Genomic DNA, 22,597 nt, shown 5'->3' with positions numbered 1-22,597 from the left:
GCGCAAAAAACAGCGATAAAACCGCATCGATACGTGAGAATTTCGCATAGATGACCCCTGCCCGCCGTCTGATCCCCTCGCTTTCCGCCCTGCGCGCGCTTGAAGCACTTGATCGTCTGGGGTCTGCCTCGGCTGTGGCCGAGGAAATGGCGCTGACCCAAAGCGCCATCTCGCGTCAGTTACAGGGGCTGGAAGAGCAATTGGGTGTCACACTGATTCGGCGGGATCGGAAACGTCTGTCGTTGACCTCGACTGCGGCGGATTATGTCGTCGAGGTTCGCGCCGCGTTGAACCAGATAGCCCAGGCGTCGATCCAATTGCGCGTGCAGCCTACAGGCGGCAGCCTGAACCTGGCGATCCTGCCGACATTCGGGATGCGCTGGCTGGTGCCCAGACTGCCCGAATTCACCCATCTGCATCCCGATATCACGGTCAACCTGTCCACCCAGCTCAGACCGTTCAGCTTCGATGTGGAACCCTTTGATGCGGCGATACATTTTGGTCAACCGGACTGGAGGGGCACCGAAGCGCTCCTGCTAAAGACGGAACGGGTGGTGCCGGTGGCCGCGCCCGGTTTGATCGCTGCGGTCCCGGATGATCCGGCGGATCTGCTGAAACTGCCTTTGCTACATATCCAGACCCGGCCAAATGCCTGGCAGGACTGGTTTGCGCGCGTGGGCGTTTCGGTGTCACCGCCCCTGCCCGGCATGATCTATGATCAGTTCTCGACCATCACCCAGGCGGCGCTGCACGGGCTTGGTGTCGCCCTGATGCCGGAATATCTGGTCGAACAGGAGTTGGCGACCGGGCGGTTGCTCCCGGTTCATGACCACTCGGTCGAGGCGAATGGCGCCTATTATCTGGTCTGGCCGAAAACCAGTTCCGAAGACCCGGTTCTGCGCCAATTCCGCGACTGGCTGGCGCAAAAGGCGCAGCCCGAGGATGATCTGCCGCGTTAAGCTTCAGCCCAACGCATAGCCCGCGCCGCGCACCGTGCGCACCGGATCATTGCCGCCATGCTGGGTCAGTGCCTTGCGCAACCGCCCGATATGCACATCCACGGTCCTTGTATCCACATAGATGTCACGGCCCCAGACCCGATCCAGCAATTGCTCGCGGCTCCAGACCCTACCGGGTTTTTCCATGAAGGTGCTCAGCAGGCGGAACTCGGTCGGGCCCAGCTTCAACGGTTGCTCGGACCGGCTGACCTTATGTGTTTCGGCATCCAGCACGATGTCCTCGAATTCCAGCCGTAGCCCCACCGTCGAGGGGCGCACGCGGCGCAGCTGGGTACGGACGCGGGCCATAAGTTCGGCCACCGAATAGGGTTTGACCACATAATCGTCCGCCCCGGTTTCCAGACCCCGTACCTTATCGACCTCCTCGGACCGGGCCGAAAGCATGATGACCGGAATCGAACGCGTGTCGGGGCGGATCTTGAGCCTACGGCAGACCTCGATGCCGCTGAGATTGGGCATCATCCAGTCCAGTACGATGATGTCGGGATTGTCCTCTTCCACCAACAGCAGCGCGTCTTCGCCATTCTCGGCCTTGACGACGCGAAACCCTTCGGCTTCCAGATTATAGCCCAGCACTTCGCGTTGGGCCGGCTCGTCCTCGACCACCAGAACGGTTGGTTGTGCAGCGGCAGCAGCCATGTCTCTGGTCCTTTATGCTGTCAGTGAGGTGGTATCGGCTTTCGGGCGCGATTCTTCGGGGCGTTCGCCAGTGACGAGATACACAACCTGCTCGGCGATAGAGGTCACGTGATCGCCCATGCGTTCGATGTTCTTGGCTATGAAATGCAAGTGCATACAAGAGGTTATGCTGCGCGGCTCTTCCGCCATGAAGGTCAGGAACTCGCGGAACAGCGCATTGTACATCTGATCGACCTCGCGGTCGCGTTCGATCACGTCAGCGGCCAGTTCGGCATCGCGCTGGATGTAGGAATCAAGCGCGTCCTTCAGCATCAGCTCCACCTCGCGCGCCATGCGGCGCAGGGCGGCGGCGCTGTCATTGACCGGCGGCACGGTGATCAGCACGGTATTGCGCTTGGCGATGTTCTTGGCGTAATCGCCGATGCGTTCCAGATTGCCAGCGACCTTCAGCACCGACAGCACCAACCGCAGGTCGATCGCGGTGGGCGCGCGCAGGGCGATCAGCCGCGCGGCTTCTTCGTCGATCACCTCTTCCAGCGCATCGATGGCTTTGTCATCAGCCCGCACTTTCAGGGCCAGTTCCTCGTCCCGTGTTTCGAGCGCCTTCGCCGAGGCGCCGATGGCCTCTTCGACCAGCCCGCCCATTTTCATGATATGCGCCTGTATCGACTCGAGCTCGCGGTCGAAGGCGGATGCGATATGTTGTTCACTCATGTCTCTCTGCCCTTGCTTAGCCGATACGCCCGGTGATGTAGCTTTCCGTCCGCGGGTCCTGCGGATTGGTAAAGATCTGGCCGGTCTCGCCGAACTCGACAAGGTTGCCCAGATGGAAAAACGCGGTCTTCTGGCTGACCCGCGCGGCCTGCTGCATCGAGTGGGTCACGATCACCACCGAATAGCGCTGGCGCAGCTCGTCGATCAACTCCTCGACCTGGGCGGTGGCGATGGGGTCCAGCGCCGAACAGGGCTCGTCCATAAGCAGAACCTCTGGTTCGGTTGCCACCGCGCGGGCGATGCACAGACGCTGCTGCTGACCACCCGAAAGGCCGGTGCCCGGCGCGTCCAGCCGGTCCTTGACCTCGTTCCAGATGGCGGCACGGCGCAAGGATTTCTCGACGATCTCGTCCAGTTCCGGCTTGTTTCTGGCAAGACCGTGGATGCGCGGCCCATAGGCCACATTGTCATAGATCGACTTGGGGAACGGGTTGGGTTTCTGAAACACCATGCCCACCTTGGCGCGCAGTTGCACCGGATCGACCCGCTTGTCATAGATATCCTCGCCATCCAGCAGGATGTCGCCCCGGACGCGGCAGGCATCAATCGTGTCGTTCATCCGGTTCAGACAGCGCAGAAAGGTCGACTTGCCGCAGCCCGACGGGCCAATGAAGGCGGTGACGGTCTTGTCGCCAATCTCAACGTTCACATCCTTGATGGCGTGGGTGTCGCCATAATGGACCTGCACGTCACGCGCGGTGATTTTGGCGTTTTTGGTGCCCACACGTCTCTCCACTCGTGCCATATCGTTCATTTCGTGCCCCTCCATTACCAGCGGCGCTCAAAGCGGCGACGCAGGATTACGGCCACAGTGTTCATTGTTACAAGAAAGATCAGCAGGATGATAATTCCACCCCAGGCGCGTTCATAAAACGCCGGATCGGCGCGTTTGGCCCACTCATATATCTGCGCGGGCATGGCCGAGTTCGGCGACAGCAGCCCGCCCGCCACACTGTCGGGCGCGTTCGAGGCGATGAAGCCCACCATGCCGATCAGCAGCAGCGGTGCGGTTTCCCCCAGCGCCTGCGCCAGACCAATGATGGTGCCGGTCAGGATGCCGGGTGCGGCCAGCGGCAGCACATGGTGGAACACCGATTGCATCTTCGAGGCCCCTACCCCCAGTGCGGCATCGCGGATGCTGGGCGGTACCGCCTTCAGCGAGGCACGTGTCGAGATGATGATGGTGGGCAGCGTCATCAGCGTCAGAACCAGCCCCCCCACCAGCGGTGCCGACATCGGCAGATGCATGTAGTTGATGAACACCGCCAGGCCCAGAATACCATACACGATGGAGGGAACAGCGGCGAGGTTCGAGATATTGACCTCAATCACATCGGTGATCCAGTTCTTCGGCGCGAATTCCTCCAGATAGATCGAGGCGGCCACGCCAATGGGCAGCGCCAGCACCAGAACCACCAGCATCATGAACAGTGAGCCGATCATCGACACCCCGATCCCCGCAGCCTCGGGCCGCTGGTCAGAGGCGTCAGCGCCAAAGATGAAATCCAGGTTGAAGGATTTGACGATCACGCCCTCTGCCACCAATTGATCCACGAAATCCAATTGCGCGGGCGAGATCGACTTGTCATTGGCGATGCTGTCGCGGCTGACGCGGTCCTTCATATAGCCATCGACGCGCGAATTGGTGAGAAAACGAAACTCGACCGTGTCCCCGATCTTGTCCGGATTGGCGATTACATAGTCCCGCAGCTGCGCGGCGGCGCTCTTGGACAGGATCGCGGCCTGTTTCTTGGCTGGCAGATCGGTCTGGATACCCAGCTTCTCAACCTCTTTGCCGATCGCATCCTTGATCAGCGGCGCATAACCGAAGGTCGAAACCTTCTTGATCTCGTCCAGATTGCGGTTGCCCTTCTTGTCCAGTTTGTCCTCGGAGAGCGTCACCTCAAGCGTGACAAAAGTCTGTGTGAACGCCCCCGTGCCCCGGCTGACGATGTTGTAGACCAGCGTCACCAGCATCAAGAGGCCCACCGCAATGGCGAGGATGCCGTAGAGCTTGAACCGGCTTTCCGCCCGGTTGCGCTTTGCGGTCCGCGCGTCTTTCGACAGCAGCGATCCGGTGCGTTTGGGGGCACCATTTTGACTGATATCGCTCATTCGTACTGCTCCCGGTATTTGCGCACGATGTAAAGCGCCAGAATGTTCAGCCCCAGCGTCAGAACAAACAGGGTCAGACCCAGCGCAAAGGCCACCAGCGTCTCGGGGCTGGCAAAGTCGGTATCACCGGTCAACTGGCTGACGATCCGCGTGGTGATCGTGGTCATCGATTCCAGCGGGTTGAGCGAGAATTTCGCGATCGCCCCTGCCCCCATCACCACGATCATGGTCTCGCCGATGGCGCGGCTGGCGGCCAGCAGCACAGCCCCCACGATCCCCGGCAGGGCTGCGGGCATCACCACCTGCCGTACGGTCTCGGATTTGGTCGCGCCCAGCCCCAGCGAGCCGTCGCGCATCGCCTGCGGCACCGCGTTGATGATGTCATCCGACAGCGAGGACACAAACGGGATCAGCATGATTCCCATCACCATCCCCGCCGTCAGGACCGAGGTTGCCCCGGCCATCCATTCCACGCCCAGCAACCCGCCCTTGCCAAAGAAATCCACCAGCATCGGGCCGATGGTCAGAAGCGCAAAAAGGCCATAAACGATGGTGGGGATACCGGCGAGGATCTCCAACAGCGGCTTGGCGAAACTGCGGGTCGCGTTATTGGCGTATTCCGCGAGGTAAATCGCCGCGAAAAGCCCGACCGGAACCGCGACCAGCAGCGCGATGAACGAAATGAACAGCGTGCCCCACAGAAGCGGCAGGATCGACAGTTCGGAGTCGCCCCGGAAGTTCGGCGCCCAGATGCCGCCAAAGAAAAAATCCTTCCACGAATGCAGGCCGAAGAAATTCATCGTCTCGAACAGCATCGAAAAGACGATTCCGATCGTGGTCAGGATCGCAAGCGAGGCCGCCAGGATCAGCAGGACAAGAATGCCCCGCTCGACCACGTTGCGGGCGCGGAAATCCTTGTGCGTGCGCGCATAGGCAATCGCCAGACCGGTCACCGCCAGCAGCGCGACCACCAATGTCATCGCATGTGTGCCGGTGGCGGTCATCCGCCGGTAGCTTTGTGCCGCCTGCAGCACCTCGGCCTTGACCTCGGCGCCAAGCGCCACCCCGACCTCACCCAGGCGGGCGCGGATATCGGCGGCCTCGGCGCGCAGCGAATGTGACTCCGCCAGCGTCATCACCCCCTGCTCGACAGCGGCATCCAGACCACTGGCAACGCGACGAACATCGGACATGACCAGACCAAGGGTGGTCTCCTCGGGGATGGCCTCGTGCGGGACCATGCCCGAAACCGTGCTATCTATGATCATCGGCTGCGCCAGCAGCCAGAGGATCAGCACGCCAAGAGCGGGCAACAGCGCGGCAAAGGCGACATTGAGTCCGTAGTAAATGGGCAGCGAATGCAGTTCGCGGATGTTGCCATTCGCGGATTGCAGGGCGCGTTTGCGGCCCAGCACATACCCGATGGCAGCGAGAACAAGCACCGAAACGACCAGCCAGAGTGTTGGCATCGATTCACAATCCGTTGTCGAGGGATGAGAAAGAACCGGGGCGATCAACCCGCCCCGGTCACGTCATGCAAGCGCAACCCGATCAGGAATTGCCGCCCAGAACCGCCTCATCGGCGACCGCGCCCTGGGTGTCGCTCAGCTCGGGGTCCGACACCAGACCATATTCGGCCAGTGGGCCATCGGGGCCAGCGATCTCGTCAGCGACGAAGAACTCGGCATATTCCTTGAGGCCCGGGATCACGCCGATATGGGCTTTCTTGACGTAGAAGAACAGCGGGCGCGAGACCGGGTATTCGCCGGTTGCGATGCTCTCGGTCGAAGGAACGATATCCGACATGGTCGCAACCTGCAGCTTGTCGGTGTTGTTCTCGTAGAAGGCCAGACCAAAGACGCCGATGCCGTCCTTGTTGGACTCAATCCGCGCCAGCGTCTCGGTGTAATCGCCGTCGATATCGACCGACTTGCCATCGGTGCGCAGCGCGATGCAGGCTTTCTCGGCGGCTTTTTTCTTGGCCTTGTCGCTGTCGCCCTCGGCGGTTGCCAGCAGCGCGTCAAAGGCGCCGGTGTGCTCGCAGCCCGCCAGGATCACCTTGTCTTCGAACACTTCGCGGGTGCCGTGCTTGGTGCCCGGGATGAAGGCCTGAATGTCGACGGCGGGGAAGTTGGGGTTCACATCCGCCCAGGTCACGTTCGGGTTGTCGGCCAACTGACCGTCGACCATGACCTTGTCGGACAGCGCCAGGAACCAGTCATCGGGCGTGAACTCGTAGGAATTGCCGGCGATGTCGCTGGCAAAGACGATGCCGTCATAGCCGATGCGCACTTCGATGATGTCGGTGACACCGTTTTCGGCGCAGGCCTTGATTTCCTTGTCCTTGATCTTGCGCGATGCGTTGGCCACGTCGATGGTGTTTTCGCCAACACCTTCGCAGAACCGCTTCAGACCGGCCGACGAGCCACCCGATTCCACAACCGGTGTCGGGAAGTCGAAGTTTTCACCAAAGGCTTCGGCCACGATCGAGGCATAGGGCAGAACGGTCGACGAACCGGCAACCTGAACCTGATCACGCGCGGCAGCAGCAGTTGCCGAAACGGCAGCGATAGCGAGCGCCGAGGCGGAAAGTTTCACAAAGGACATTCGAGTCTCCTTGGTAGAGAATTTACAGCGATCACCCCAATGATGATCTTGCCGCGGTAGCTAGCCGCCCTGCGTTGGCCTTTTGTGACAGCTATGTAACAGCCATATGACAATCGGGGTTTTGTGGTGAAAAAGTTAATTCGCGTTCAATCCGGTAAAGCGCTGAATTTATTTGGTAACAGCTAGAGCCCGGTGACATTACCCTGCGGCAGGGTGACCAGAAAGATCGCGCCCTGCCCCAACTCGCTTTCAATCCGCAGCCGCCCGCGATGGCGGTTGAGGATATGTTTGACGATGGCAAGGCCAAGGCCCGTACCGCCAAGTTCACGTGATCTGTGACTGTCGGCGCGATAAAACCGCTCGGTCAGGCGCGGCAAGTGGATGGGGTCGATGCCTGGTCCCTGATCAGCCACCGCAATGCGTGCCGAGGGCGCACGCAGGGCCGGATCGCGCTCCTGCGCAACAAGCGAGATATCGACAACCCCGCCGCTGCCGCCATATTTGATCGCGTTCTCGATGAGATTGGTGAAGACCTGCCGCAACTGGTCGGGATCGCCTACAATCAGAACCGGTGCCTCGGGCGTGGTCAGGTTCAGCACCACACCGGCCTCTTCCGACAGCGGCTTGAGCGAGTTCAGGGTCGAGTTCAGCAACCCGGTCAGGTCGACCTTTTCGCCGGGCCGCACGCGTTCCTGGCTTTCGACCCGGTTCAGCGACAGAAGGTCACCCACCAGCCGGTTCATCCGGCTAGCTTCGCCATCCATGATCTGCAGGAACCGTTCGCGGGCAACAGCGTCGTCGCGCGCCGGACCGCGCAGGGTTTCGATGAACCCCATCAGCGCGGTCAGCGGCGTGCGCAGCTCGTGGCTGACATTGGCGACAAAATCCCGGCGCATCTGCCCGGCCTGCTCCATCGGTGTCACATCCGTCAGGCACATCAGGGCGCCCAGATCCGGGATAAACCGGCAGGTGACATCATAACTGACATCCTGCGCGCCCTCACTGATCAGCAAACGCGTCTGCGTCGCCTGTTGACGCTTCAGACATTGTTCCAGCGCGTCGATCACCGGGGGCTGGCGCAGAATGGTGGCGAAATGCCTGCCGATGATCTGCCGCCCAAGCATGGCCTGTGCCTCGGCATTGGCGCCGATGATCCGCTCGGAGGGATCGACGATCAACGCGACCAGAGGAATTCCGGCCAAAAGCCCACGGATGGTCTCCTCGGGGAGCGGGGTCATGTTCCGGTGGCCTCAGCAATGGCCTGTGTGAAGATGCGCTTCAGCATGTCGGGGTCTTCCAGACCGACAGAGACCCGAAAGAACCCCTCGGTCAGACCCCGCGAGGCGCGATCTTTCGCGCTCAGGGCGCGGTGAGATGAGGATGCGGGATGCGACAGGGTGGTGCCGACATCACCCAGCGTCGGCGCAAAACTCAAACCGTCCGCCGCCCGTGTGAAAGCGTTGGCGGCGGCGCGGCCCCCGTCCAGCTCGAAGCTGACCATGTTGCAGCCCTGCCCGTTCAGCAGCGCCATGGCGCGGGCATGGTCGGGGTGGTCGGCGCGGGTCGGGTAAAGCACCCGTTTGACGCCCGGCAATGTCGCAACGTGATCGGCCAGCAGCGCCGCGCTGGCCTGCGCCCGGTCGAACCGCAGATCAAAGGACAGCATGCCGCGTTCGGCCAGCCAGCAATCGAAGGGGCTGGGGGTCAGGCCGGTTGTCACCGAGAATACGCGCATGCGGTCGCTCTGCTCCGGGTTCCGCGCCACCGCATAGCCCAGCATCACGTCGGAATGCCCGGCCAGCAGCTTGGTGATCGAATGCAGCACGATGTCCGCACCATGCTCCAGCGGCCGGAACGCGCGCGGCGTGGTAAAGGTGTTGTCCACGGCCAGCAGGATATCGCGTTCACGGCACAGCGCCGCCAGCCCCTGAATGTCGGCCACGTTCAGCGCCGGGTTCGACACGACCTCGACCAGGATCATCCGCGTCTCAGGGCGGACCGCCGCCGTCATTGCCGCGATATCGCCGGACTCCGCCAATGTCGTCGCGATCCCCAATCGCGGCAGGTCTTCGGTCATCAGACGGAGCGAGCGCCCATAAAGCTGGCTACCGCCGATCACGTGATCCCCGGCCGAGAGCAGCCCCATCAGCGCCGCCGTCACAGCCCCCATGCCGGACCCGGTCACGACGCCACCACTGGCACCCTCCATCGCATCAAGCCGCCTGGCGACCACATTGGCGTTGGGATGGCCTTCGCGCGAATAGGTGTAACCCTGCACGCGGCCCTCATATTGGTCGTCCAGCGCATCGGGCGTGTCCGAGGCATAAACGACCGAGGGGCTCAGCGGGGTCGCAACCGGACGGCTGGCGCTTTCGGGCAGCGGGTCGGGCCGGACGAGCGAGCCTTTGTCGTTCCGGCTCATGTGACTTCAACCAGCCCATCGCGAAAGCGTCGCATGTTCTGCTGGTAATGCAGGGCGCTCAGCGTCAGTTTCTGCGCTGCCGCGTCGTCCAGTTCACGCACCACCTTGCCCGGCGCGCCCATCACCAGCGAGTTGTCGGGGATGACCTTGTTCTCGGTGATCAGCGCCCCTGCCCCGATCAGGCAGTTCCTGCCGATCCTGGCGCCGTTCAGAACGGTGGCCCCCATCCCGATCAGGGAATTGTCACCAATCGTGCAGCCATGCAGCATGACCTTGTGGCCAATGGTGCAGTTCCGACCGATGCTCAGCGGGAAACCGGGATCAATATGCATGACCACGTTTTCCTGCACATTGCTGCCCGCCCCGACGCGGATTTCCTCGTGATCGGCCCGCAATGTGCAGCCGAACCAGACCGAGGCACCCTCCTCCAGCACAACCTTGCCGATCAGATGCGTGCCCGGTGCGACCCAGGTATCTTCGTGGATTTCGGGCGCGTGGCCGTCCAGAGCATAAAGTGTCATGTAAGCTCCTCGAACTGGGTTTGCAGATTGCGCACATGGCTTTGCAGCACGGGTTGCTGGATGCGGCGCATCCGCTCGGCGCTGATGATGGTTTTCAGCCGCTCTTCGGTCTCGTCCAGATCATCGTTGACCAGAACATATTCGTAATAACCCCAGTGGCTGATCTCGTCCCAGCTTTTGAGCATCCGTTTGCCGATCACATCCTCGCTGTCCTGCGCGCGGGTTTCCAGCCGTCGCCGCAACTCGCGGATCGAGGGCGGCAGGATGAAGATCGACAGCGCATGTTTGCCCAGATCCGAATTGCGGATCTGGATCTCGCCCTGCCAGTCCACGTCGAACAGCACATCGTTTCCGGCATCGATCGCCTCGCGCACGGGGGCCGCAGGTGTGCCGTAGAAATTTCCGAACACATGGGCGTGTTCCAACATGCCGCCATCCGCAACCGTCTGTTTGAAGCTGTCCTCGCTCATGAAATGATACTCGCGCCCGTCCTCTTCGCCGGGTCGCGGTGCGCGGGTGGTGGCCGAGACCGAAAACTCCAGCCCGCTGTCCCATTCCATCAAGCGCCGCGCCAGGGTGGATTTCCCCGCGCCCGAGGGCGAGGACAGGATGATCAGAAGCCCGCGTCTGTTGGTCATTTGGAGCGTCCTTTATTCGACATTCTGTACCTGTTCGCGCATCTGGTCGATTACCGCCTTGAGGTCCAGCCCGATGGCGGTCAGGTCGATGTTCTGTGATTTCGAACACAGCGTATTGGCCTCACGGTTGAACTCCTGCATCAGGAAATCCAGCTTGCGTCCCATTGCACCGCCTTTGGCGACAAGATCGCGGGCGGCCTTGATATGAGCGCCCAGCCGGTCAATCTCTTCTGTGACATCTGCTTTGACCGTCAGGATCGCCAGTTCCTGCGCGACCCGGTCCGGGTCGGCCCCGTCAGTGTTTTCCAGAACCTTGGCCAGATTGGCTTTCAACGTGTCAGCCATGGCCTCTTTGCGCGCCTCGGCGATACTTGCAGCTTGCGCGGTCAGGTCTTCGATCTGGCTCAACTGCCCGTCCAGCACTTCGGCCAAAGATGCACCTTCGGTGGCACGCATCGTGACAAAGGCCTGTACCAGCGCCTGAAATTCCGATTTCAACTGGGTAATCAGCGGGGACAGGTCCTCGTCTCCCGCGCCCGCATCCAGAATGCCGCGCACCGAGAGAAGGTCGCTGGCTTTTGAGGGCGCAAATGTGATGCCCCGGTTCATCGCCTCGGCTTCGATCTCGTGCAGCGCGTCCAATGCGGCGGACAGGATGTCCCGGTTCAGCGACAGTCCCGTGCTCGCTTCGTCCCGACCCAGACGCAGCGACAGGGTGATATTGCCGCGCACCACCGCTTTGGCGAGCATGGGCTTCAGGGCGGCTTCCAGCCCCTCCAGCCAATCCGGCACCCGCAGCCGCAGATCGAGCCCCTTGGCATTGACGCTGCGCAGTTCCCAACTCCAGGCAAACGGCGCAAGCTCGCCTTTGCTGGAGGCGAATCCGGTCATCGACTTGATCATTTCGGTCCTCAATTGCGGCAGGTCGTTGCACCTAATGGCAATCCCCCCCCCAGAGCAAGCCCCGGTAAGCGCGTGACACCCACCCACAAAGCCAAAAAAGGCCGGGCATGTGGCCCGGCCTTGTCTGTTTTTGCAGGTATCAGCCTCAGGCGCGGCGGCGGCGGCCGCCGGCGCGGCCACCCCGGCCCCGGCTTTCTTCACCGGCTTTCGGCGGGGCCTTGTTGGCCTTGATCCACTCACCACCATGGGGGTCATTGTTGGTCAGGAAGTTGGCGGCGCGAATGGCCTCCATCTCCTTGCCTGCGCGCGGCAGGGTCGAGCCCATGCCGAAGATCTGCACGAAAGCCTCGTCATCCATGCCCTCGGGCAGGATGATGCCCGCGGCCTCGATCTCGGCGCGCTTCTCGGCGATCTTCTTGGGGCCGATCGGCAGCGCCACCGGGTTCATGATCGCGGATGTCATGCCCGCCCCCATCGCCATCGGCAGGAAGGCGTTGTTGATGCCATGGCGGTTGGGCAGGCCAAAGGAAATATTCGACGCGCCGCAGGTGGTGTTCACACCCAGTTCCTCGCGCAGGCGGCGCACCAGGGCAAAGACCTGCAACCCGGCCGTGCCCATCGCGCCCACTGGCATCACCAGCGGATCAACCACGATGTCATGGGCCGGAATGCCGAAATCAGCGGCGCGTTCGACGATCTTCTTGGCCACGGCAAAGCGCACATCGGGGTCTTCGGAAATGCCGGTGTCATCGTTCGAGATCGCCACAACCGGCACGTTGTATTTCTTGACCAGCGGCAGGATCTGTTCCAGTCGCTCTTCCTCGCCGGTGACCGAATTCAGCAGCGGACGGCCCTCGCAGACCTCCAGCCCCGCCTCAAGCGCGCCGGGCACCGATGAGTCGATGCAGAGCGGCACATCCACCAGCCCCTGCACCAGCTCGATGATCTTGCGCATCAGCGGCGGTTCGGTCTCGTTGGGGTTGGGGTTGGAATTATAGACCACGCCCGCATTGATATCGAGCACGGTGGCGCCAGCGGCAACCTGCGCCAGCGCATCCTTTTCCACGGTCGAGAAATCACCCGCTTCCAGCTCGGCAGCCAGCTTCTTGCGGCCCGTCGGATTGATCCGCTCGCCGATCACGCAGAATGGCTGGTCAAAGCCGATGATCGCGGTTTTCGTTTTGCTTTCTACGAGTGTCTGCGTCATGTCAGGCCTTTCACGCCGGATGTGCGGGGCGCGTGCTGTCCCCGCCGCTTTTGATGGCCCAGTTGGCATTGGTCTTGATGCCACCAAGCGGGAAGAAGTGCACATTGGTGATGTTGAAATCCGGGTTGGCCGCCTTGTATTCGGCCAGTTCGGTGACAACATCGGTCGGCTCGTAGGGCAGCAGCAATTTGGTCACGTCCATCGCCCGTTTCTGCAGGACCTTCAGCGACGGGCCAACCCCGCAGGCAATGGCGAACTTGATCAGCGTCTGCAGCTTGGCCGGACCGGCGATGCCGATATGGATCGGAATGTCGACACCCGCCGCCTTGACCGCATTGGCCCATTCGATGATCGGCTTGGCCTCGAACGCAAACTGCGTGGCCAGTGCCATCTCAGCATCGGTGCGCTCAGAGAATTTCTGCTTCCAGAGCAGCGCCTCGACCACATTTTTGGTCGAGCCGTCCGGGTCGATATCCTTGTTGCCCTCGGGGTGACCCGCCACGTGCAGCCGCTTGAACCCGGCCTTGTCGAACAGGCCGGTTTCCATCATCTGCATCGAGCTGTCGAAATCGCCATGCGGTGTGGCGACGCCACCGGCCAGCAGCAGCGCCTGATCAACGCCCGCCTCGCCCTGGTACATGGCGATCCAGTTCTCCAGCGTCGCTGCATCCTTGATGATGCGGGCGGGGAAATGCGGCATCACCGGATATCCCTCATCGGCCAGACGCTTGGCGGTCTTGACCATATCCTCGATCGGGGTGCCTTCGATATGGGCGATATAGACGCGGGTGCCTTCGGGCAGCAGCGTGCGGAAGTCTTCCACCTTCTCGGCGGTGCGCGGCATCACCTCGATGGAATAACCTTGCAGAAAGGCCTCGACGGTGGGGTTCACGGGGACGTTTTCAACCGTGTCGCGTTTCTTGAAATTCAGCAGAGCCATCACGGCCTCCCTCAACGATTGCAGGCTCATGCCCACCCGTCATTTGCAATCAGGGTCTTGATGCGTTCCTGATCATACTCCGTTTCCAGACGCACGGCCTCGGATTCGACGATCTCGGATGGATCGCCTTCGACCGTATAAGGGGCCGCCTTGCGCCATTCGGCCAGATAGGCATCGGAATCCTTGGCGTTCACCTTCATCGCGGCGCGGTCGATCGCTTGCTCGAACCGCTCTTCCAACTGGCGTTTTGCGCCGCGGCGCCCCTTGCCCACGATGACCTGAGCGGGGATGTCGCGCCAATATACCACAGTGACGTCCGGCATTGTTCTGATTCCTCCCGGCTTCCTAACGCGCTTGATATCTGCCATTGCGATGACGGAACGGTTCGATTTCGACACCTTCCGCTTTTGCAGCGACGTTTTCTGCACGGGGTAAGGTAACGGATATCCGCCCGGAATTGCCATCCACGCCAATCCCCAAATTGTTCATGTCTTACATGAGCGGCTTGCGCCGAGCCCTGCCCGCACCTATGGTCGGGGTAACTCGAAATCGGAGGGCGTGTAGATATGGCGCCCAAGCGTCCCAAAGGTGCGGGCGCGTTCCCGAAAGCGGTAGATACCCCCGCGCCGTCCCGGCCGGATCCAGACGCGCTCTATGCCGCATTGGATCTCGGCACAAATAGTTGTCGCATGCTGATTGCCCAGCCACTGGGTAGCGGTTTTCATGTGGTGGACAGTTTCTCTAAATCCGTGCAACTCGGCTCGGGGCTGGAACGCACCGGTCGCCTGTCGCGCTCGTCCATGGCACGCACCGTGCAGGCGATGCGGATCTGTCAGCAAAAGCTCAAGCGCAACGGGGTCCGGCGGATGCGGCTGGTCGCGACCGAGGCTTGCCGGCGGGCCAAGAATTCCCGCGATTTCGTGAGCCAGGTCAAGCGCGAGACCGGCCTGTCGCTGGAAATCATCAAGCCCGAGGAAGAGGCCCGCCTCGCAGTGATCTCCTGCGCGCCGCTGGTCTCGACCAAAACAGAACAACTGCTGGTGGTCGATATCGGCGGTGGCTCGACCGAGCTGGTCTGGATCGACCTCAGCTCGGTGCCGCGCCGCGACCGGCCGGCGGCGATCATGCGGCTGCACGCGGGGTTTCACACCACCGACAGCCCCTTCCCCGCCGCCAAGGTGGTGGACTGGATCTCGGTCCCCTTGGGCGTCGCCACGCTGCGCGACCAGTTCAACGATGTGCTTGACGATTCCGCCCGCTTCGCCCTGATGAGCTGGTTTTTCGAGGAAAACCTGGCCGATTTCGCGCCTTACAAGGACGAACAGGCGCGCGAAGGCTTCCAGATCGTGGGAACCAGCGGCACGGTCACCACGGTGGCCGCCTCGCATCTGGGCCTCAAGCGGTATGACCGCACCAAGGTGGACGGGCTGCGCATGACCAGTGATCAGATTGACAAAGTGATCCGAGGTTATCTAGACCTTGGCCCGCATGGCCGCCGCACGGACCCCCGCATCGGCGAGGACCGGCAGGCCCTGATCATGTCCGGCTCGGCCATATTGCAGGCCCTTCTCCGGCTCTGGCCCACCGATCGTTTGTCGGTCGCGGACCGGGGCCTGCGCGAGGGGCTGCTCTATGCCCAGATGAGTGCGGACGGGGTATTGGAAGACGGACCGTTCTGATGGCAAAAACACCAAGTGGCAAAAACACCTCGGGGCGCGGGCAGCGCGACCTGAAGGTCAAGGTCAAGACCGCGCGCGGGCGCACGCTCAGCTCGACGCGCTGGCTGCAGCGGCAGTTGAATGACCCTTATGTGAAACGCGCGCAGGCCGATGGATATCGCGGACGTGCGGCCTATAAGATATTGGAACTGGATGATAAATACCGGTTTCTTGTCCCCGGCGCACGCGTGGTCGATCTGGGTTGTGCACCCGGAGGCTGGCTGCAGGTCGCGGTCAAGCGGGTGAACGCCCTGGGCGAGAAATCAGGCAAGTCCATTGGCACGGTTCTGGGTGTCGATCTGCAAGAGGTTGAACCGGTGGCCGGGTCCGAGGCGCATGTGCTGGATTTCATGGATGATGACGCTGATCTGCAGGTCAAGGAGTGGCTGGGTGGCAAGGCGGATGTCGTCATGTCGGACATGGCTGCCTCTTCGTCCGGGCACAAGCAGACCGACCATTTGCGGATCATCTCTCTGTGCGAAGCAGCCGCTTATTTCGCTTTTGATGTGCTGGAAGAGGGTGGAACCTTCGTGGCCAAGGTGCTGGCCGGTGGCGCCGAGGGCGATCTGCAGAAACTGCTGAAACAGAAGTTCGCCAAAGTAGCGAATGTGAAGCCCCCCGCCTCGCGCTCGGACAGTTCCGAGAAGTTCGTGGTTGCGACCGGATTTCGGGGCTAGAGCCCTTGCCAGCAGTTGATCCATGGCGTTCGAACGATGTCATTAGATCTTTGGCGCAAGGGCCGCTTTGAGCCCATTTTGACCGATACTGTGATCTGTTCGAAGGTCCGTTTTTTGGTTGGCGGGCCCGCAAATTCCGACCCGCCATTCCTCACCGGTTATTAGAACTTTCCGTTCCCGTGCACCATCTCCGCAGGGGTGGGCGAAACAACGTCCCAATGCTCGACGATCTTGCCATCCTCAACCCTCCATAGGTCGAAGAAAGCCCATGGTTTCTCGCTGACAGTCGCATCTGAGGCGACAAAGACAAAGTTGCCTTCTGCCACAACAATCTGGGGCTCGAATTTGGTTATGACGTTGCCCTGTTCGGCCCAAGCCTTGGCACCTTCAATCAGACCATCAATCCCATCTGCAAGCATTGGATTGTGCTGCATGTAAACCTCAGAATACATGGGGGCTTTCTCTGGCGCGGCACCGCCCAAGACGTCGCGCACAAATCCAAGAACCAACGCCTTGTTCTCTTCGGTTTTGTCGAGATCGGTGATTTCGGTCGCTCCATCGGTCATACCACGGCCTGACACCGTCGTTTCAGGAACTGGCTGAAGATTGTCCCAATGCTCGGCAACTTTGCCGTCCTCCACCCGGAATATGTCGAAAGCGGCAAGGGTCGGTGCGCCAAAGGCGTCTGCGTTATCAAAAGTGCTGTGCAGCACCACCAAATCGCCTTCGGTGATGACCCTATGCGTGGTTGCGGTCATTCCGGATTGCTCGACCAAAGGTATCAAGCCAACCAACCCGTCGGCTCCGGTCGGGACCTGCGGGTTGTGCTGGATGTAATCCGGGGTAACGAGTTGCCGCGCAGCATCCGGATCGTGATCGGCAAAGGCAGCAGTGAAGAGTGCGATTACAAGTTCTTTGGGAGACATGGTTTTTCCTCTGATTCGTATCACCTCAATACGTAGTAGCAAAATCATACTATGTTGCAATTAGGCACTGCAAACAGACTTGGTATGCTCAACACTACTGTCATATAGATCAGAGTGTTGCGTAAAAGCCGATCCATGGTTATGGTGTTTCTTAGTTTCGAAACAATACCAGAGATTGATATGCTACCTATTGGTGTTGCCAACAAAGCAGAAGCCTCCACCTGCTCCATCCGCTCCGTGCTATCTAATGTGACGGGCAAATGGCGGATGATCATCATCCTCGCGCTGGAGGATGAGCCAAAACGCTTTGGCGACCTCAAGCGCTGCATCGGAGACGTAACCCAAAGTGTGCTTACCGAGAACCTGCGTGGATTGCAGCGCGACGGTTATTTGACCCGTACCGTCGATCCCGGGCCGCCGGTGGCTGTATCCTATGAATTGACGCCTTTGGGCCGAAGCTTACTCGAGATGCTAAAGCCACTCGTCTTCTGGTCGCATGAACAGATGGATGAAGTCAGACAATTTCGCATGCAATTCGACCGTGAGCAGGCGAGCTGACCTCAAAGCGGAGCTAAGACTGAGAGTTTCGAACGGTGGCTTTGTCCGCAAAACCGTCATCTTTTTGGTTGCACATGCCAGAAGTTACGCTTCTTCGTCCCAAGCGCAGCAGCTTGGTTGAATTGACAGCTATGGAACGGGCGGAAACCGCAGATACATCTCAGCAAGCGAGATCCACAATAAGTTTGAGGAATCTAAACCCGTGGCGCGCGCGGCAGGCGTTGTTCGCGAAACGATGAGACAGCCAGAGATTGCAGCAGGAGAGCATCCCCTCTCGACACCTGCGGCGGCTGGTCGTCTACCCGTTTCGTTGTCTCCTCCGACAGGCGTTTCTGCCGCAGAAGTTCGAACAACATGTTATGCCGCGCGCGCGGCTGAGTGGTGGTCATCCTGGTCCCCCCGAGGTGCTACGATGTCCCGGTCCGATTACTCGTCTAAAAGGCGATTGGGTCCGGAAAATGGCAACGCTGGGGCAATTCATGGATCAGGGATTCATCTGGCTCTGCAAGCCCAGCAATGCGGGGTGGTCGGGCACCTGAGACAGGCCCTCGCGCAGCGCCTGCCGTGCTGCCTCCGGCCCCTTGTTGGCGTGCACCAGCCGGACCAGCATGGGCCAGGCGTCGGGGTGCTGCGGGTCCAGCGTGACCACCTCGCGGAAGGCCCGTTCGGCGACCTGGGTGTCGCGCCCCACCAGGGCGATCCCGCCCAGAACCAGATGGGTTTCCGGGAAATCCAGCCGGGTCCGGATCGAGCGCTGCCAATCCGCCATTGCCTGCTGCACGATGGCCCGCTGGCTGTTGCTCATGATTTCGGGCGGGACGTTGATCATCTGCTTTGCCGCCGCGATACGGACCGAGCGCCGTGGGTCCTGCAACACCGGCAACAGGCGCTGCAGCCGGTCCTGGACAGGTGCGGCGCGTTGCAGCGAGGCCGCGGCGGAGCGGATCAGCGGATCGTGATGTGCCAGCAAACCGGCGATCTCTGTGGCCAGTTCGGATGTGGCGGCGGGTTCCAGCAGGAACAGCGCGGTGGCCCGGATGATGCCCGGCTGCGCCTCGTCCTGCGCCAGATAGCGCAGGTCAGGACCCGCGCTTCCGGGGGCGCTGCGCGCGCGGGCAAAGACCTGTCCGAAATGCGGTTGCCGGTTGCGGTCGTCGGGAAACCACGTGGCGATCGTCTCGGTCGCCCAGACCGGGTCGCGATCGCTGTGGCAACTGGTGCAAGTGTCCGGCGCACCGGTTTCAGCCGCCATATCGGGGCGCGGGATACGGAAGGAATGATCGCGGCGCGGATCGACCTGCATATAGACCTTTTCGGGCATGTGGCAGGACACGCATTGCGCGCCCGCCCCACCTTCTGGGTGATGATGATGCGCGGCGCTGTCATAGTCGCCAGGGCTCAGGCTGGGAAAATCCGGATTGCCCGCAGCCGAATGGCACTGGGTGCAGACAGCATTGCCCTCGGCCAGCAGCTCTCCGCTATGGGCATTGTGGCAGTTCAGGCAGGTGACCCCGTTGGCATACATCTTGGATTGCAGGAACGAGCCATAGACATAGACCTCGTCCAGGATCTGACCGTCGGCGTGATACTGCCCGGGCCGCAGCAGCGCCAGCGTGTAGGCATCATGATAGGGCGTTCCGGGCAGCGGATTGCCATCCGCCAGCGCCTCGCGCCGGGAATGGCAGCCGGCGCATTGCCCGATCACTGCCTCGGACCCGCTGGCGAAATCCATGGTGAAACCCTGCGCGCTCAGCCCCTCGGCTGGGGTCTTGCCGGTGGTCCAGTCCAGATGCGCCGATCCCGGCCCATGGCAGGCCTCGCACCCGACCCCGATCTCGGCCTGATCCGAGGCATAGCTGCGGGTGCGTTGGCCATAGTTGCGGCGATATCCCGCGGCGTGACATTCGGCGCAGCGGGCGTTCCAGTTCTTGTACGTCCCGGTCCAGTGAAGCCCGTCACCGGGCGGCAGGTCCTGATCGGGGTAAAGGTGCAGCCATTCCCCCTGCTCCACATCCCAGACCACATCAAAGCTTTGCAGATGGCCGCGGCCCGTCTCGAACAGGTATTGCTGCAGCGGCGCGACACCAACCACCGAATGCAGTCTATACTCGGTCGTGCTGCCATCCTTCTCGACCACGCGGGCCAGGTAATCCGGCCCGTCGATGCGGAACGTGACCTCCATCCCGTCATGGTCAAAACCTGTGCCATCAAAATCAGCGAGCACCGTGTCGGGTCCCGGTTGGGTCCAGGCCTTGGCATGATGCGACCCGGACCAGAGCGTGCCCGCCTCTTCATGACACGCTATGCAACGCTCCGATCCCACGTAGTCAGGTATTTGTGCGGAAACAGGCATCGCCCAGAGCAGACAAAAAAGTGCGAACAGGCGGTGCATCAGCGTATTCCAGTCAGGTCATTGTGCCCGGATTGGGGGGTATTCACGCCACCGGGTCAAGCGCTAGTAGAGGTCCTCGGACAGAAGATCCATAAGCGCCCCGTTGAATTCGGCGCCCAGAATCAGAATGGCCGAGATCAGGTACAGAAAGATCAGCGCCGACATCGCCCCCGCCAGCCCGGCATAGGTCGCGCCGTAGCTGGCAAATTGGGTCACGTAAATCGAAAAGCCCCAGCCGACCACTGCCCAGAGCACCAGCGTCAACACCACGCCCGGCAGGATCTGCCGCAGGCTGTGGCGCCGCGCGGGCAGCAGCATATGAAAGGTCAGCACCCCACCCGCCGGCATCGCCACAATGAATATCCAGCTCAACCGCTCGACCGAGATCAGGTCCTTGGACGTGCCCGTCAGCGCCTCAGAGACCAATTGGCCGTAAAGCGGCACTATCACCTCGATCGCGGCGGCCACGATCACGATGGCAGCCCCGGCCAGCACGATCGACACACACAGCAGCCTTGTCTGCCAGAACGGCCTGTCATCGCGATCGTGATAGGCCCGCGTCATCGCCATGCGCACCGCATCCACCCCGTTTGAGGCGAAAAACAGCGCCAGAAGCCCCCCGAAGGTCAGAACCCCGGTGCCGGATGTGCCGAGCACGGTCCGGAGTTCTGCGATGATCGGGCCGGACACTTCTGGCGGCCAGGCCCCGAAGATCAGCGAGATGACATCGTCGTTGATCACGTTCTCTGACAGGCTGCCCGCAAGCGCGATGCTGAACAGGATGAAAGGGAACAGTGCCAGCATCGCAAACATCGCCACATGGCTGCTCATCACCCAGCCGTTCTTGTCGCCGAACCGCTTGAGTGCGGTCACCAAGGCGCGGACCGGCAGCGCCGGATCGGGATGATTGCGAAAGATCATGGCCCCAGCCTAGTGCGCAAACCGAAATGTGGGAACCGGTTTTCGGATTGAATTGCGCGCCAAAACAAACGGATAGAGCATCACCTGAGAATCAGATCAAGCGCGTGAGGCTCTGGGTCAGGAATGACCGGTGCAATGGCCGAAGCGGGTCTCAATCGTCGATTGCACCGCGTGGCGCTCCGGTGCAACATTGCGGCACGCCAACCGGGGAATGCCTGCATGTCCTTCAACCCAGACGAAAATTCCGATCCACCCCAGACCGCGCCCGCCCGCAGCGAGGGGCTGCACCCGAAACTGTCCATGTGTCGGGATGTGTCGGTCGTCATCGCTGTGGTGGTCTTCGGGCTTTATGCCGGGTCCGGGTTCCTGATCCCGTTGGTGCTGGCCCTGCTGGCCTATGTGCTGATCATCGCGGTAAGCGATCATATTCTCGATGTTCTGCCCCTGCCCGTCTGGTTCGCCAACATCCTGGCCGTGATCGTGGTTCTGGCCGGGCTGTTCATGATCATGTATGTGCTGGGCAGCCAGGCCACGCAGATGGTGCGCAACTTCAGCAATTACGAGAACGCGTTCGACAACGCGCTGCACAAGCTGGTGGCGCTGGTCGGCAATGATGTGACGCAATATATCCATGACAGCCTGGTCAATATCGACATGTCCTTTGTCGCGCGCAGCGCGGTTGGTGGCGCGACCTCGTTCCTCAGCACCTTTGTTCTGATCAGCCTCTATGTGGGTTTTCTGATGGCCGAGCGGCTGATGTTCCGGCGCAAGATCCTGCTGGCCGCCAATGACAAGGTGTTCGGCCAGAAACTGAGCGCGGTGATGACGGCGATCACCCGCAGCCTGCAAAGCTATGTCGGGGTGAAATCGCTGGTCTCGGCGATGACGGCGTTGATCAGCTACTCGGTGTTCCGCTGGCTGGGTCTGGAATATGCGGAAACCTGGGCGGTGCTGACCTTCGGGCTGAATTTCATTCCCAATATCGGCTCGATCGTGGCGGTGGTGTTCCCGGCGCTGATCGCGCTGGTCCAGTTCGATTCGCTGACGCCTTTTCTGGTAATTCTGTTCTTTTGCGGCACGGTGCAATTCCTCATGGGTAATTTCCTGGACCCGGCGCTGCTGGGCCGTTCGCTCAACATGTCGACCTTCATGGTCATCATATCGCTGACATTCTGGAGCTCTGTCTGGGGCGTCGTGGGCGCGTTCCTGAGCGTGCCGGTGACGGTATGCCTGCTGATTGTTTTCAGCCATATCAAAGCGTTACGACCAGTTGCTATCCTGATGTCGAAGGATGGGACGATCTTTGATTCAGACACCGAAAGGACATCGTGATGGCGACCAAAGCCGAACTCGAGGCCGAACTGGCTGCGCTGAGGGCACAGCTTGCGGACAAACCCGCGACAGCCAAACCCGGCCCCGAAGCAGAGGACGATCGCTCAAGCTTTGACAGGATGCTGGCCGGGCATGGCATCGACAGCAGTGAGTTGGACGCGCTCTGGGCGCAGTTTTCCAAGGAGTTGGGCGATTTTCCGGTGCAAAAACCGCTGCTGACCACGATTACCGCCTTTGGTCTGGGCTTTGCCCTGGGCCGGGTCACGAAATTCTGAAAGGAGCGCAGGG

The 22,597-nt window shown here is 61.1% G+C and carries 23 protein-coding genes; 6 read left to right on the top strand and 17 right to left on the bottom strand.

What is annotated here, in order from left to right; all coding sequences use genetic code 11:
* The first annotated feature begins 50 nt into the window (after positions 1 to 50).
* Entirely contained in the window at positions 51 to 959 is a 909-nt protein-coding gene (locus M3P21_RS01025; protein ID WP_249706078.1) for a LysR family transcriptional regulator, read from the top strand.
* 3 nt (positions 960 to 962) lie between these two features.
* Here M3P21_RS01025 and phoB read toward each other — a convergent pair whose 3' ends face one another.
* From phoB to M3P21_RS00955, 14 genes are all read right to left on the bottom strand, one after another.
* On the bottom strand, positions 963 to 1,658 hold the full coding sequence (phoB, locus tag M3P21_RS01020) for a phosphate regulon transcriptional regulator PhoB (RefSeq protein WP_249706076.1): 696 nt from the start codon (positions 1,656 to 1,658) through the stop codon (positions 963 to 965).
* 12 nt (positions 1,659 to 1,670) lie between these two features.
* The gene (phoU, locus tag M3P21_RS01015) at positions 1,671 to 2,372 is read right to left on the bottom strand and encodes a phosphate signaling complex protein PhoU (RefSeq protein WP_249706074.1); all 702 of its coding nucleotides are present in this window, start codon (positions 2,370 to 2,372) and stop codon (positions 1,671 to 1,673) included.
* Between the two features lie 16 nt (positions 2,373 to 2,388).
* Positions 2,389 to 3,186, bottom strand: a complete 798-nt coding sequence (gene pstB / locus M3P21_RS01010) for a phosphate ABC transporter ATP-binding protein PstB (protein ID WP_249706072.1) — start codon at positions 3,184 to 3,186, stop codon at positions 2,389 to 2,391.
* A 14-nt stretch (positions 3,187 to 3,200) separates the two neighbouring features.
* Positions 3,201 to 4,547: a phosphate ABC transporter permease PstA gene (gene pstA, locus M3P21_RS01005; protein ID WP_249706070.1), complete on the bottom strand. Its 1,347-nt coding sequence runs from the start codon at positions 4,545 to 4,547 to the stop codon at positions 3,201 to 3,203.
* Positions 4,544 to 6,016 carry a phosphate ABC transporter permease subunit PstC gene (gene pstC / locus M3P21_RS01000; RefSeq protein WP_249706069.1) on the bottom strand — a complete coding sequence of 491 codons (1,473 nt, stop codon included), beginning with the start codon at positions 6,014 to 6,016 and terminating at the stop codon, positions 4,544 to 4,546. The genes pstA and pstC overlap by 4 nt, the downstream gene beginning before the upstream one ends.
* An 82-nt stretch (positions 6,017 to 6,098) precedes the next feature.
* Entirely contained in the window at positions 6,099 to 7,154 is a 1,056-nt protein-coding gene (locus M3P21_RS00995; protein WP_249706068.1) for a substrate-binding domain-containing protein, read from the bottom strand.
* Between the two features lie 182 nt (positions 7,155 to 7,336).
* Complete coding sequence (locus M3P21_RS00990) at positions 7,337 to 8,392, bottom strand: ATP-binding protein (RefSeq protein ID WP_249706067.1); 1,056 nt, start codon at positions 8,390 to 8,392, stop codon at positions 7,337 to 7,339.
* Positions 8,389 to 9,576 carry a trans-sulfuration enzyme family protein gene (locus tag M3P21_RS00985; RefSeq protein ID WP_249706066.1) on the bottom strand — a complete coding sequence of 396 codons (1,188 nt, stop codon included), beginning with the start codon at positions 9,574 to 9,576 and terminating at the stop codon, positions 8,389 to 8,391. Before M3P21_RS00985 ends, M3P21_RS00990 begins: the two co-directional genes overlap by 4 nt.
* The gene (locus tag M3P21_RS00980) at positions 9,573 to 10,097 is read right to left on the bottom strand and encodes a gamma carbonic anhydrase family protein (protein ID WP_249706065.1); all 525 of its coding nucleotides are present in this window, start codon (positions 10,095 to 10,097) and stop codon (positions 9,573 to 9,575) included. Before M3P21_RS00980 ends, M3P21_RS00985 begins: the two co-directional genes overlap by 4 nt.
* Complete coding sequence (gene gmk, locus M3P21_RS00975) at positions 10,094 to 10,735, bottom strand: guanylate kinase (protein WP_249706064.1); 642 nt, start codon at positions 10,733 to 10,735, stop codon at positions 10,094 to 10,096. Before gmk ends, M3P21_RS00980 begins: the two co-directional genes overlap by 4 nt.
* Before the next feature lie 12 nt (positions 10,736 to 10,747).
* Positions 10,748 to 11,626 carry a YicC/YloC family endoribonuclease gene (locus M3P21_RS00970; RefSeq protein ID WP_249706063.1) on the bottom strand — a complete coding sequence of 293 codons (879 nt, stop codon included), beginning with the start codon at positions 11,624 to 11,626 and terminating at the stop codon, positions 10,748 to 10,750.
* 157 nt (positions 11,627 to 11,783) lie between these two features.
* Positions 11,784 to 12,845: a methyltetrahydrofolate cobalamin methyltransferase gene (locus tag M3P21_RS00965; protein ID WP_249706062.1), complete on the bottom strand. Its 1,062-nt coding sequence runs from the start codon at positions 12,843 to 12,845 to the stop codon at positions 11,784 to 11,786.
* Positions 12,846 to 12,855: 10 nt separating this feature from the next.
* Entirely contained in the window at positions 12,856 to 13,785 is a 930-nt protein-coding gene (locus M3P21_RS00960) for a methylenetetrahydrofolate reductase (protein ID WP_249706061.1), read from the bottom strand.
* A gap of 26 nt (positions 13,786 to 13,811) precedes the next feature.
* Complete coding sequence (locus M3P21_RS00955) at positions 13,812 to 14,108, bottom strand: virulence factor (RefSeq protein ID WP_249706060.1); 297 nt, start codon at positions 14,106 to 14,108, stop codon at positions 13,812 to 13,814.
* A gap of 243 nt (positions 14,109 to 14,351) precedes the next feature.
* On the opposite strand from M3P21_RS00955, the gene M3P21_RS00950 reads away from it, so the two are divergent.
* Together M3P21_RS00950 and M3P21_RS00945 are read left to right on the top strand one after the other, a co-directional pair.
* A complete protein-coding gene (locus M3P21_RS00950) occupies positions 14,352 to 15,464 on the top strand; it encodes a Ppx/GppA phosphatase family protein (protein WP_249706058.1) in 1,113 nt (370 codons plus the stop codon).
* The gene (locus M3P21_RS00945) at positions 15,464 to 16,180 is read left to right on the top strand and encodes an RlmE family RNA methyltransferase (RefSeq protein WP_249706056.1); all 717 of its coding nucleotides are present in this window, start codon (positions 15,464 to 15,466) and stop codon (positions 16,178 to 16,180) included. The genes M3P21_RS00950 and M3P21_RS00945 overlap by 1 nt, the downstream gene beginning before the upstream one ends.
* A 161-nt stretch (positions 16,181 to 16,341) precedes the next feature.
* Here M3P21_RS00945 and M3P21_RS00940 read toward each other — a convergent pair whose 3' ends face one another.
* Positions 16,342 to 17,106, bottom strand: a complete 765-nt coding sequence (locus tag M3P21_RS00940; RefSeq protein WP_249706054.1) for a nuclear transport factor 2 family protein — start codon at positions 17,104 to 17,106, stop codon at positions 16,342 to 16,344.
* A gap of 135 nt (positions 17,107 to 17,241) precedes the next feature.
* On the opposite strand from M3P21_RS00940, the gene M3P21_RS00935 reads away from it, so the two are divergent.
* A complete protein-coding gene (locus M3P21_RS00935) occupies positions 17,242 to 17,664 on the top strand; it encodes a winged helix-turn-helix transcriptional regulator (RefSeq protein ID WP_249706052.1) in 423 nt (140 codons plus the stop codon).
* A gap of 484 nt (positions 17,665 to 18,148) precedes the next feature.
* Here M3P21_RS00935 and M3P21_RS00930 read toward each other — a convergent pair whose 3' ends face one another.
* Both M3P21_RS00930 and M3P21_RS00925 read right to left on the bottom strand, forming a co-directional pair.
* A complete protein-coding gene (locus M3P21_RS00930) occupies positions 18,149 to 20,056 on the bottom strand; it encodes a multiheme c-type cytochrome (protein WP_249706049.1) in 1,908 nt (635 codons plus the stop codon).
* 63 nt (positions 20,057 to 20,119) lie between these two features.
* On the bottom strand, positions 20,120 to 20,977 hold the full coding sequence (locus tag M3P21_RS00925) for a YihY/virulence factor BrkB family protein (protein WP_249706047.1): 858 nt from the start codon (positions 20,975 to 20,977) through the stop codon (positions 20,120 to 20,122).
* Positions 20,978 to 21,196: 219 nt separating this feature from the next.
* Here M3P21_RS00925 and M3P21_RS00920 point away from each other — a divergent pair, with 219 nt between their 5' ends.
* Together M3P21_RS00920 and M3P21_RS00915 are read left to right on the top strand one after the other, a co-directional pair.
* A complete protein-coding gene (locus M3P21_RS00920; RefSeq protein WP_249706045.1) occupies positions 21,197 to 22,309 on the top strand; it encodes an AI-2E family transporter in 1,113 nt (370 codons plus the stop codon).
* Positions 22,309 to 22,584 carry a hypothetical protein gene (locus tag M3P21_RS00915; protein WP_249706043.1) on the top strand — a complete coding sequence of 92 codons (276 nt, stop codon included), beginning with the start codon at positions 22,309 to 22,311 and terminating at the stop codon, positions 22,582 to 22,584. The genes M3P21_RS00920 and M3P21_RS00915 overlap by 1 nt, the downstream gene beginning before the upstream one ends.
* The last annotated feature ends 13 nt before the right edge of the window (positions 22,585 to 22,597 follow it).

It is taken from the genome of Ruegeria spongiae, assembly GCF_023502395.1.
In the GTDB taxonomy this organism is placed as follows: Bacteria; Pseudomonadota; Alphaproteobacteria; order Rhodobacterales; family Rhodobacteraceae; genus Ruegeria_C; species Ruegeria_C spongiae.
This window is presented reverse-complemented; position numbering and strand designations above follow the sequence as displayed.

Coding starts and splice junctions, on each gene's coding strand:
- M3P21_RS00920 (WP_249706045.1), top strand. CDS start 21,197: ATGTCCTTCAACCCAGACGAAAATTCCGATCCACCCCAGACCGCGCCC.
- pstC (WP_249706069.1), bottom strand. CDS start 6,016: ATGCCAACACTCTGGCTGGTCGTTTCGGTGCTTGTTCTCGCTGCCATC.
- M3P21_RS00935 (WP_249706052.1), top strand. CDS start 17,242: ATGGTTATGGTGTTTCTTAGTTTCGAAACAATACCAGAGATTGATATG.
- pstA (WP_249706070.1), bottom strand. CDS start 4,547: ATGAGCGATATCAGTCAAAATGGTGCCCCCAAACGCACCGGATCGCTG.
- M3P21_RS00945 (WP_249706056.1), top strand. CDS start 15,464: ATGGCAAAAACACCAAGTGGCAAAAACACCTCGGGGCGCGGGCAGCGC.
- M3P21_RS00930 (WP_249706049.1), bottom strand. CDS start 20,056: ATGCACCGCCTGTTCGCACTTTTTTGTCTGCTCTGGGCGATGCCTGTT.
- M3P21_RS00980 (WP_249706065.1), bottom strand. CDS start 10,097: ATGACACTTTATGCTCTGGACGGCCACGCGCCCGAAATCCACGAAGAT.
- M3P21_RS01025 (WP_249706078.1), top strand. CDS start 51: ATGACCCCTGCCCGCCGTCTGATCCCCTCGCTTTCCGCCCTGCGCGCG.
- phoB (WP_249706076.1), bottom strand. CDS start 1,658: ATGGCTGCTGCCGCTGCACAACCAACCGTTCTGGTGGTCGAGGACGAG.
- M3P21_RS00995 (WP_249706068.1), bottom strand. CDS start 7,154: ATGTCCTTTGTGAAACTTTCCGCCTCGGCGCTCGCTATCGCTGCCGTT.
- M3P21_RS00950 (WP_249706058.1), top strand. CDS start 14,352: ATGGCGCCCAAGCGTCCCAAAGGTGCGGGCGCGTTCCCGAAAGCGGTA.
- phoU (WP_249706074.1), bottom strand. CDS start 2,372: ATGAGTGAACAACATATCGCATCCGCCTTCGACCGCGAGCTCGAGTCG.
- M3P21_RS00955 (WP_249706060.1), bottom strand. CDS start 14,108: ATGCCGGACGTCACTGTGGTATATTGGCGCGACATCCCCGCTCAGGTC.
- M3P21_RS00925 (WP_249706047.1), bottom strand. CDS start 20,977: ATGATCTTTCGCAATCATCCCGATCCGGCGCTGCCGGTCCGCGCCTTG.
- gmk (WP_249706064.1), bottom strand. CDS start 10,735: ATGACCAACAGACGCGGGCTTCTGATCATCCTGTCCTCGCCCTCGGGC.
- pstB (WP_249706072.1), bottom strand. CDS start 3,186: ATGAACGATATGGCACGAGTGGAGAGACGTGTGGGCACCAAAAACGCC.
- M3P21_RS00970 (WP_249706063.1), bottom strand. CDS start 11,626: ATGACCGGATTCGCCTCCAGCAAAGGCGAGCTTGCGCCGTTTGCCTGG.
- M3P21_RS00940 (WP_249706054.1), bottom strand. CDS start 17,106: ATGTCTCCCAAAGAACTTGTAATCGCACTCTTCACTGCTGCCTTTGCC.
- M3P21_RS00960 (WP_249706061.1), bottom strand. CDS start 13,785: ATGGCTCTGCTGAATTTCAAGAAACGCGACACGGTTGAAAACGTCCCC.
- M3P21_RS00990 (WP_249706067.1), bottom strand. CDS start 8,392: ATGACCCCGCTCCCCGAGGAGACCATCCGTGGGCTTTTGGCCGGAATT.
- M3P21_RS00915 (WP_249706043.1), top strand. CDS start 22,309: ATGGCGACCAAAGCCGAACTCGAGGCCGAACTGGCTGCGCTGAGGGCA.
- M3P21_RS00985 (WP_249706066.1), bottom strand. CDS start 9,576: ATGAGCCGGAACGACAAAGGCTCGCTCGTCCGGCCCGACCCGCTGCCC.
- M3P21_RS00965 (WP_249706062.1), bottom strand. CDS start 12,845: ATGACGCAGACACTCGTAGAAAGCAAAACGAAAACCGCGATCATCGGC.